Genomic DNA, 9,379 nt, shown 5'->3' on the forward strand with positions numbered 1-9,379 from the left:
AATGATGAAAGTCATATTCACTTCTAATCGTCTTGTTGATTTTCTTATCCGGCTTTTGATTACAGCGTTTGTCATTTCCCCGGTAATTATCTGGTCGTGGGATACGGTAAAAGAAACCACGGCAGACGGGATGCTTGCCGCTGCTTTCGTTATCCTTTACTCCGGTGTGCTCCTGTTTATTCTGTATTTTTGTTTTTCTGCCCTGACTGACCTGCAGAAAACCGATGAAAGAAAAAATGATGAAAGGAATGAAGATGAATAAAGCATTACTGCCACTGTTACTCTGCTGCTTTATTTTTCCGGCGTCAGGGAAAGATGCAGGCTGGCAGTGGTATAACGAGAAAATAACTCCGAAGGAAAAAGAAAATAAACCTGTACCTGCAGCCCCCCGTCAGGAGCCGGATATTATGCAGAAACTGGCCGCGCTGCAGACGGCAACAAAGCGGGCGCTGTACGAAGCCATTCTGTATCCCCGCGTGGATAATTTTGTGAAATATTTCCGGCTGCAGAATTACTGGACTCAGCAGGCCGGGCTTTTCACCATGAGTGCTAAAAAGGCCATGCTGGCACATCCCGAACTGGACTATAACCTGCAGTACAGCCATTACAACGGCACGGTACGGAACCAGCTGGCGGCAGACCAGGCGCAGCAGCGACAGGCCATTGCGAAACTGGCTGAACACTACGGCATCATGTTTTTTTACCGGGGGCAGGACCCCATCGACGGGCAGCTGGCGCAGGTCATTAATGGCTTCCGGGATACGTATGGTCTGAGTGTTATTCCCGTTTCCGTGGATGGCGTGATTAATCCGCTGTTGCCGGATTCCCGGACTGACCAGGGGCAGGCGCAGCGCCTCGGCGTGAAATATTTCCCGGCCATGATGCTGGTTGACCCGAAACAGGGCAGTGTTCGCCCGTTATCATACGGCTTTATTTCGCAGGACGACCTGGCAAAACAATTCCTGAACGTTTCTGAAGATTTTAAACCAAATTTTTAATCGCGGATTTGATTTATGAGTGAAGATTATTTGAAAATGTTTACAGGTGTTGTTCTGTTAATGCTTGTCATTATTGTTGGTTATTTCTTTTCTGAGCGTAATGACAGGAAGATGTTTCTCCTGAGCTCACTGGTTTTCCTTGTTATTAATATCGCGTGTTTATATGTGCTTACCGCCAGTCTCTGGTTTCTGTGTGGTGCAATTATGAATCAGGGCGCAGCAATGGTTGTTCCAATGGTTATTGGCTCATTACCGAACGTTACGAGCTTCGACAGGTTCAGAAGAATATTTATCTGTATTATGTTGTCATCAGCATGGTCCGGAGTGATGTGGTTTTTTATAAGGGGGCTTATGACAGGCTAAGTCATATAAAACGGTAATAAAAACCATACAAAATAATGAGGTTGATCTGATTAATATCACACAAACGCGAATATTACAGACATGAATACTCTCATGTAAATAATAACCGGAGTTTAACATGATAAGTAAATGCAGATTCTCTTTACCCCGGCTTGATATTACGGGAATGTGGGTATTTTCCCTGGGTGTCTGGTTTCATATCGTCGCCCGTCTTGTTTACAGCAAACCCTGGATGGCTTTTTTTCTGGCGGAGTTGATTGCGGCCATCCTTGTGCTGTTCGGCGCATACCAGGTGCTGGATGCATGGATTGCACGTGTCAGCCTGGAAGAGCGTGAGGCACTGGAAGCCAGGCAACAGGCCATGATGGAAGGGCAGCAGGAGGGCGGACATGTCTCTCACTAAATTACTGCCGGTCATTTTGTTGATGATGGCCACAGGTGTGCAGGCCTCCACCCGGGATGAAATTGAACGACTCTGGAATCCGCAGGGTATGGCCGTGCAGCCTGCACAACCGGCAGCAGACACATCAGCCAGAACAGAAAAGCCGGCTCCCCGCTGGTTCCGCCTCAGCAACGGCAGGCAGGTTAACCTGGCCGACTGGAAGGTGGTGCTGTTTATGCAGGGGCATTGCCCTTACTGTCACCAGTTTGACCCGGTACTGAAACAGCTGGCACAGCAGTACGGCTTTTCTGTTTTTCCCTACACCCTGGATGGTCAGGGGGATACCGCCTTTCCGGAAGCATTACCGGTGCCACCGGACGTGATGCAGACTTTCTTCCCGAATATCCCGGTGGCCACACCGACCACCTTCCTGGTCAACGTCAACACACTTGAGGCATTACCGCTTTTGCAGGGGGCAACGGATGCCGCCAGTTTTATGGCGCGGATGGATACCGTTCTGCAGATGTACGGAGAGGAAAAAGGTGCGAAATAAGCAGGTGGTGTTACTCATTGCCGGAATATCCGGCATCGCGACGGGAATAATCGTCAGCCTGAATATCCCCTTTATCCGTCAGGGGCTTTTTTATCCCGCCAGCCCTGTGGAAATTGTCGTTTCGCTGTGTCTTACCTTTTCTGTTTCTGTTGTGTTTTTTGTGGGAGCAATTGTGGGATGGATTTCGGTGTCTGAAATATATTACAGCCGCATGACCTGTCTGCATGAATCATCAGAAATATCAGAGGGAACTTATGATGAAAGAAAAAATAAATGATACAGAACCGGGAATCAAACAAATTGAAAGGGAGATTGAACGTGGTTGTGATAATGCAAAAAAATACTTCTGGCTTTTTGTGGTTTTCTTTGCTGCCGGATTGATTGTAAGGAACGTTATGCATGATTTTTTCAGTGCCGGTATTGATTCGTGGAAAGCTGACCCGGAATTAAATAATTTTCGTTATATGTGGAACACCCTGATGTATGTCATTCCGATTATGTTATATGCGCTTGCAGCTGGTTTTCTTGCTGCGGCTTCTCTGTCGCCGTTGTGCGAAATAATATTTGGGGGTGTCCGGATATTCCTGCTGAAACGCCGTATGCGCCGGGAGAACGAATTAAGGGAGGGCAAGAATGATGCCACGCATTAAACCTCTTCTGGTTCTTTGTGCCGCTTTACTGACGGTTACACCCGCAGCGTCAGCTGATGTGAACAGCGACATGAATCAGTTCTTTAATAAGCTGGGATTTGCTTCCAATACCACACAACCGGGCGTCTGGCAGGGGCAGGCCGCCGGGTATGCCTATGGTGGCTCCCTGTATGCCCGCACCCAGGTCAAAAATATCCAGCTGATTTCCATGACGCTGCCGGATATCAATGCCGGATGTGGCGGCATCGACGCCTATCTCGGCTCGTTCAGTTTTATTAATGGCGATCAGTTGCAGCGTTTTGTTAAGCAGATTATGAGCAATGCTGCCGGTTACTTTTTTGACCTTGCCCTGCAGGCAACGGTGCCGGAAATCAAAACCGCAAAAGACTTTCTGCAGAAAATGGCAAGCGACATTAACAGTATGAACCTCAGCTCCTGTCAGGTGGCGCAGGGGATTGTCGGAGGATTATTTCCTCAGACTCAGGTGTCACAGCAGAAGGTCTGTCAGGACATTGCCGGTGAGAGCAATATTTTTGCTGACTGGGCCGCGTCCCGTCAGGGCTGCACGGTCGGAGGACAGTCATCGTCTGTTCGTGACAAGGCCAGTGACAAAGATAAGGAACGGGTGCTGAAGAACATCAATATCATCTGGGACTCGCTGTCCAAAAACAGGATGCTTGATGGTAACAAAGAACTGAAAGAATTTATTATGACGCTCACCGGTACGCTGATTTTTGGGGAAGACAGCGAGATTACCCCCCTGCCGGCGCGTACCACTGACCGCGATATCCTCCGGGCGATTATGGAGGGGGGAACGGCAAAAGTTTATCACTGCAACGATTCGGACAAGTGTCTGAAGGTGGTGGCGGATGCAAATGTGACCATCGCCCGGGATAAAGCCCTGAAATCACAGATTACAAAACTGCTCACCAGTATTCAGAATAAAGCGGTGAGTGATACTCCACTGGATGACAGGGAAAAAGGCTTCATTTCCAGCACCACCGTCCCCGTCTTTAAATATCTTATTGACCCGCAGATGCTCGGTGTGTCCAGCAGCGTGGTTTACCAGCTGACGGACTATATCGGCTACGACATCATGCTCCAGTACATTCAGGAACTGCTTCAGCAGGCCCGGGCCATGATTGCCACCGGGAACTATCCACAGACCGTGCTGGACAGTGTGCTGGAGAATCTGAATCAGGCACAGCAACAGATTGCGGTTTTCCAGGGGCAGGTAAAGGTCCAGCAGGATGCATTGCTGGTTGTTGACCGTCAGATGAGCTACATGCGCCAGCAGCTGTCCGCCCGCATGCTCAGCCGTTACCAGAACAACTATCACTTCGGAGGGAGCACGCTGTGAATGAAGTCTATGTGATTGCCGGTGGTGAGTGGTTACGCAATAACCTGAACGCCATTGCCGCCTTTATGGGGACCCGGACGTGGGATTCCATCGAAAAAATTGCGCTCACATTGTCTGTTCTCGCGGTGGCCGTGATGTGGGTACAGCGGCACAACGTGATGGATTTGCTGGGCTGGGTGGCCGTGTTTGTGCTTATCAGCCTGCTGGTTAATGTCCGTACATCGGTGCAGATTATTGATAACAGTGACCTGGTCAAAGTTCACCGGGTGGATAATGTACCGGTCGGACTGGCGATGCCACTTTCACTGACGACCCGTATCGGGCATGCAATGGTGGCCAGTTACGAGATGATCTTCACGCAACCGGACAGTGTCACCTACAGCAAAACGGGGATGCTGTTTGGCGCAGAACTGGTATCAAAAAGCACCGACTTTTTGTCCCGCAATCCGGAAATCGCCAATCTTTTCCAGGATTATGTGCAGAACTGCGTGATGGGGGATATTTACCTGAACCACAAATACACGCTGGAAGACCTGATGGCCTCCTCTGACCCGTACACCATAATCTTTTCTCAGCCCAGCCCTTTACGTCAGGTGCCGAATAATAATTACAGTTTTCTGCAAAGCTCAGAGCCGTTTGTGTCCTGTAAGGACGCATCCGTCGGACTGAAGGATAAACTGAATCTGGACACACAGAGTGGCGGAAAAACCTGGCATTATTATGCCCAGCAGCTATTTGGTGGACGCCCTGATCCGAACCTGTTGTTCAGTACGCTGATTGGCGACAGTTACAGTTACTTCTATGGCTCAAGTAAATCAGCCAGCCAGATCATCCGCCAGAATGTCACCATCAATGCGCTGAAGGAGGGGATCACCAGTTATGCCGCACGTAATGGTGATTCAGCCAGCCTGGTGAATCTGGCCACCACGTCATCGATGGAGAAGCAACGTCTGGCACATGTCTCCATCGGCCATGTGGCGATGCGGACACTGCCCATGACGCAGACCATCCTGACGGGGATCGCCATCGGTATTTTCCCGCTTCTGGTACTGGCGGCTGTCTTCAACAAACTGACGCTGTCTGTCCTGAAAGGCTATGTGTTTGCCCTGATGTGGTTGCAGTCATGGCCAATGTTGTACGCCATTCTGAACAGCGCCATGACATTTTATGCGAAGCAGAATGGTGCACCGGTGGTGCTCTCGGAAATTTCACAGATACAGCTGAAATATTCCGATCTGGCTTCCACTGCCGGGTATCTTTCCATGATGATCCCGCCATTATCCTGGATGATGGTCAGGGGACTCGGGGCCGGATTTTCCAGTGTGTACAGCCATTTCGCTTCCTCTGCTATCAGCCCGACCGCCAGTGCCGCAGGCAGTGTGGTTGACGGTAATTACTCCTACGGCAACATGCAGACGGAAAACGTGAACGGCTTCAGCTGGAGCACCAACAGCACCACGTCGTTTGGTCAGATGATGTACCAGACCGGCAGTGGCGCAACTGCCACACAGACCCGTGACGGTAATATGGTGATGGATGCGAGCGGAGCGATGTCCCGTTTACCGGTCGGTATCAATGCAACGCGTCAGATTGCGGCGGCACAACAGGAAATGGCCCGGGAGGCGTCGAACAGAGCAGAAAGTGCCCTGCATGGTTTCAGCAGCAGTATTGCCAGTGCCTGGAACTCGCTCAGTCAGTTTGGTTCTAACCGGGGGAGCAGTGATTCTGTCACAGGTGGTGCTGACAGCACGATGAGCGCACAGGACTCCATGATGGCCAGCCGTATGCGCAGTGCAGTGGAAAGCTATGCGAAGGCGCATAATATCAGTAATGAGCAGGCGACTCAGGAACTGGCATCAACAAGTACCAGGCTATCTGGTGGAATGTATGCTGATGCTCATGCTGAATGGGGGGTTAAACCTAAAATTCTTGGTGTTGGTGGTGGGGTAGGCATCAGAGGTGGATTTAAGGGGAGCCTGGATGCAACGGATGATGACTCACATTCAGCAAGTAGTGGCAGCAGGGCTACCCATGATGCTCGCCATGATATCGATGCTAAAGCCAGTAAGGACTTTAAAGAGGCCAGCGATTACTTTACCAGTCGCAAAGTCAGTGAATCCGGCAGCCATACTGACAATAATGCCGATTCCCGCGTGGACCAGTTGTCTGCAGCCCTGAACTCAGCGAAACAGAGTTACGACCAGTACACGACGAATATGACCCGCAGCCATGAATATGCTGAAATGGCATCCCGTACTGAAAGCATGAGTGGGCAGATGAGTGAAGATCTGTCGCAACAGTTTGCACAGTATGTGATGAAACACGCGCCGCAGGATGCAGAAGCTATTCTGACAAACACCAGTTCACCGGAGATTGCAGAACGCCGCCGGGCGATGGCGTGGTCTTTTGTGCAGGAACAGGTGCAGCCTGGTGTTGATAATGCCTGGCGTGAATCCCGTGGCGATATTGGTAAAGGAATGGAGAGCGTACCTTCGGGTGGTGGCAGCCAGGATATTATTGCTGACCATCAGGGGCATCAGGCCATTATTGATCAAAGAACGCAGGACAGTAATATCCGGAATGATGTAAAACATCAGGTTGATAACATGGTCACAGAATATAAAGGGAATATAGGTGATACTCAGAACAGCATACGTGGCGAGGAAAATATTGTAAGAGGACAGTATTCTGAACTGCAGAATCACCATAAAACAGAGGCATTATCTCAGAATAATAAATATAATGAAGAAAAGTCGGCTCAGGAAAGAATGCCCGGGGCTGACAGTCCACAGGAACTTATGAAAAGGGCAAAGGAATATCAGGATAAGTATAAGCAATAATGCTGTATTTGGGAGATGATAATGAGATGTTTAACCCATATTGCTTTGGTAACGGTGATACAGTTTATCGCCTGTTATCTGGCTGGTTGGGGGAATGCCGAAACAATTTTTATGCTGTTCTTCATAGTACTATGGCAGGGACTGTTTATATGGTTGTTCTCTCAAATACGAAAAAAACGGAATGTGTCGGATGAGTTTAAGTTTAGTAAAGGCGTTTGGTATATAACGATGCCAGTATCTTCCTTACTCTCTCCATTATTAAGCCTGATGGTTTTTATCATTGGTACACTATACGAATTAAGGCGAGTTAGTGGTTGTGTAAGTGTAAGAGAATGGATGCAATCTCAGGTAAATGAACAAACTAATGAAGATTTGCATCTGGATTTTGATAATATGGATTTTCATCGTACTAATCCTGCAACAGGGTTACCTATGTCAGGTATTGGTGTGGATATCGGTGGTAATTCATATGGTTATAGTTCAAAACGATATGGTGAGTGAATCTTAATTTGTATATTATGACGTTTTATTCAATATGAAGGAACATTGATGAAAATGAAAAAATTGATGATGGTTGCACTGGTCAGTTCCACTCTGGCCCTCTCAGGGTGTGGTGCGATGAGCACGGCAATCAAGAAGCATAATCTTGAGGTGAAGACTCAGATGAGTGAGACCATCTGGCTTGAACCCGCCAGCGAACGCACGGTATTTCTGCAAATCAAAAACACGTCTGATAAAGACATGAGTGGGCTGCAGGGCAAAATTGCTGATGCTGTGAAAGCAAAAGGGTATCAGGTGGTGACTTCTCCGGATAAAGCCTACTACTGGATTCAGGCGAATGTGCTGAAGGCCGATAAGATGGATCTGCGGGAGTCTCAGGGATGGCTGAACCGTGGTTATGAAGGCGCAGCAGTTGGTGCCGCGTTAGGTGCTGGTATCACCGGATATAACTCCAATTCTGCCGGTGCCACACTCGGTGTGGGCCTTGCTGCTGGTCTGGTGGGTATGGCTGCAGATGCGATGGTGGAAGATGTGAACTATACCATGATCACGGACGTGCAGATTGCAGAGCGTACTAAGTCAACGGTGACAACGGATAATGTTGCCGCTCTTCGTCAGGGCACATCAGGTGCGAAAATTCAGACCAGTACTGAAACAGGTAACCAGCATAAATATCAGACCCGTGTGGTCTCAAATGCGAACAAGGTTAACCTGAAATTTGAAGAGGCGAAGCCTGTTCTCGAAGACCAGCTGGCCAAATCAATTGCTAATATATTGTAATTTAGGATGAGACTGGATAAAGCTGTACCAGTCTCATATAAAATCCCTATTATGGAATAAAGGGGGCAGTCGTGTTAATCAGAAAATGCATAATGTTATCAATTTGTTTCCTCATTCAGGGATGCATAAGTACACAAGTATCTGAAGGAAGTTTATATGAATATAAGAATAAACATATAAGAGAATTTTTGTCCGACCAGGTAATGTATAACATTCATAATGAGAATTATAACTATATTACCCGTACTGGCGGTTCTGATACGTATTTCCTATATACTCCGGCTCTGTTTGTTGATAAACAAGTAGCGGCACCATCAGTGAATGTGGAAAATTTATGTGCTATAAGTGGAGGGCAGGGACGAATTAAGAAATTCACCTCTGATACTTTTATTGAATCCGGCTATAAAGTTGCTAAAGCCTTTCGTGATATGGGATTGTATGCTCATTTCGGAGCATATGAAGCATTCAGGGATTCTTATCAGAGCTTTGAAAAACAAAAGATTGCGTATAGATTTCAAACAGAAAAACTGGATGAGTATGTAAATAAAGGTTATTTCTTTGATGATTTTTCCTGTATTGTCAATGGTAAAGAAATATGGTCACTTTCAATTGAGCCAGTTGCTGTTGATCAAGATTCATCAGGTGTTGATCAAATATGGATGCTTATGACGGTAAATAGCTGATCTTTATTTATTAACTTTGATGACATCAAGAAAATTATCCGGGCCAGTCCTGCTGGCCTCCTGACTGACGCCTCGCTTTGCTCGTTGTCCAACCCCGGAAAGAAATAAAATAAATTTTATTTCTCCCCGGCGTTTTCGAAATAAATATGAAAACACTGAGCGGTTGTGCAAATTCTTTGTGCGACCGTGAAGTGTTGCCGGCGAAGCCGGAATTTAACGGTTATTAATCTTTTCATCATTAATAATCAGTCCGACTGACTTTCTTTCTT

12 protein-coding genes are annotated in these 9,379 nt (G+C 47.7%); all 12 read left to right on the forward strand.

What is annotated here, in order from left to right; translation table 11 throughout:
* Nucleotides 1-4 precede the first annotated feature (4 nt).
* The 12 genes from DR88_RS00840 to DR88_RS00795 all read left to right on the forward strand — a co-directional run bounded on the left by DR88_RS00840 (nucleotide 5) and on the right by DR88_RS00795 (nucleotide 9,110).
* Nucleotides 5-262 (forward strand): conjugal transfer protein TrbE, encoded by a 258-nt coding sequence (locus DR88_RS00840; RefSeq protein ID WP_025861828.1) that lies wholly within the window; start codon nucleotides 5-7, stop codon nucleotides 260-262.
* Nucleotides 255-998, forward strand: coding sequence for a type-F conjugative transfer system pilin assembly protein TraF (traF, locus tag DR88_RS00835; protein WP_025861829.1), 744 nt, complete (start codon nucleotides 255-257; stop codon nucleotides 996-998). The genes DR88_RS00840 and traF overlap by 8 nt, the downstream gene beginning before the upstream one ends.
* Before the next feature lie 15 nt (nucleotides 999-1,013).
* Nucleotides 1,014-1,361 carry a conjugal transfer protein TrbA gene (trbA, locus tag DR88_RS00830; RefSeq protein WP_025861831.1) on the forward strand — a complete coding sequence of 116 codons (348 nt, stop codon included), beginning with the start codon at nucleotides 1,014-1,016 and terminating at the stop codon, nucleotides 1,359-1,361.
* Between the two features lie 118 nt (nucleotides 1,362-1,479).
* Nucleotides 1,480-1,764, forward strand: coding sequence for a type-F conjugative transfer system pilin chaperone TraQ (gene traQ / locus DR88_RS00825; RefSeq protein WP_000623730.1), 285 nt, complete (start codon nucleotides 1,480-1,482; stop codon nucleotides 1,762-1,764).
* Nucleotides 1,751-2,296: a type-F conjugative transfer system pilin assembly thiol-disulfide isomerase TrbB gene (trbB, locus tag DR88_RS00820; RefSeq protein WP_000059830.1), complete on the forward strand. Its 546-nt coding sequence runs from the start codon at nucleotides 1,751-1,753 to the stop codon at nucleotides 2,294-2,296. The genes traQ and trbB overlap by 14 nt, the downstream gene beginning before the upstream one ends.
* The gene (gene trbJ, locus DR88_RS28860) at nucleotides 2,226-2,573 is read left to right on the forward strand and encodes a P-type conjugative transfer protein TrbJ (RefSeq protein WP_011666494.1); all 348 of its coding nucleotides are present in this window, start codon (nucleotides 2,226-2,228) and stop codon (nucleotides 2,571-2,573) included. The genes trbB and trbJ overlap by 71 nt, the downstream gene beginning before the upstream one ends.
* Nucleotides 2,554-2,946 (forward strand): F-type conjugal transfer protein TrbF, encoded by a 393-nt coding sequence (trbF, locus tag DR88_RS00815; protein ID WP_001763765.1) that lies wholly within the window; start codon nucleotides 2,554-2,556, stop codon nucleotides 2,944-2,946. Before trbJ ends, trbF begins: the two co-directional genes overlap by 20 nt.
* Complete coding sequence (gene traH, locus DR88_RS00810) at nucleotides 2,933-4,306, forward strand: conjugal transfer pilus assembly protein TraH (protein WP_001673176.1); 1,374 nt, start codon at nucleotides 2,933-2,935, stop codon at nucleotides 4,304-4,306. The genes trbF and traH overlap by 14 nt, the downstream gene beginning before the upstream one ends.
* Nucleotides 4,303-7,146 carry a conjugal transfer mating-pair stabilization protein TraG gene (traG, locus tag DR88_RS00805; RefSeq protein ID WP_004150645.1) on the forward strand — a complete coding sequence of 948 codons (2,844 nt, stop codon included), beginning with the start codon at nucleotides 4,303-4,305 and terminating at the stop codon, nucleotides 7,144-7,146. Before traH ends, traG begins: the two co-directional genes overlap by 4 nt.
* Before the next feature lie 21 nt (nucleotides 7,147-7,167).
* Nucleotides 7,168-7,647, forward strand: coding sequence for a conjugative transfer entry exclusion protein TraS (gene traS, locus DR88_RS28865; protein ID WP_011666498.1), 480 nt, complete (start codon nucleotides 7,168-7,170; stop codon nucleotides 7,645-7,647).
* Between the two features lie 48 nt (nucleotides 7,648-7,695).
* The gene (gene traT / locus DR88_RS00800; protein ID WP_025861835.1) at nucleotides 7,696-8,427 is read left to right on the forward strand and encodes a conjugal transfer complement resistance protein TraT; all 732 of its coding nucleotides are present in this window, start codon (nucleotides 7,696-7,698) and stop codon (nucleotides 8,425-8,427) included.
* Nucleotides 8,428-8,630: 203 nt separating this feature from the next.
* Nucleotides 8,631-9,110: a hypothetical protein gene (locus tag DR88_RS00795; RefSeq protein ID WP_025861836.1), complete on the forward strand. Its 480-nt coding sequence runs from the start codon at nucleotides 8,631-8,633 to the stop codon at nucleotides 9,108-9,110.
* Nucleotides 9,111-9,379: the final 269 nt, after the last annotated feature.

It is taken from the genome of Klebsiella pneumoniae, from assembly GCF_000742135.1.
GTDB lineage: Bacteria > Pseudomonadota > Gammaproteobacteria > Enterobacterales > Enterobacteriaceae > Klebsiella > Klebsiella pneumoniae.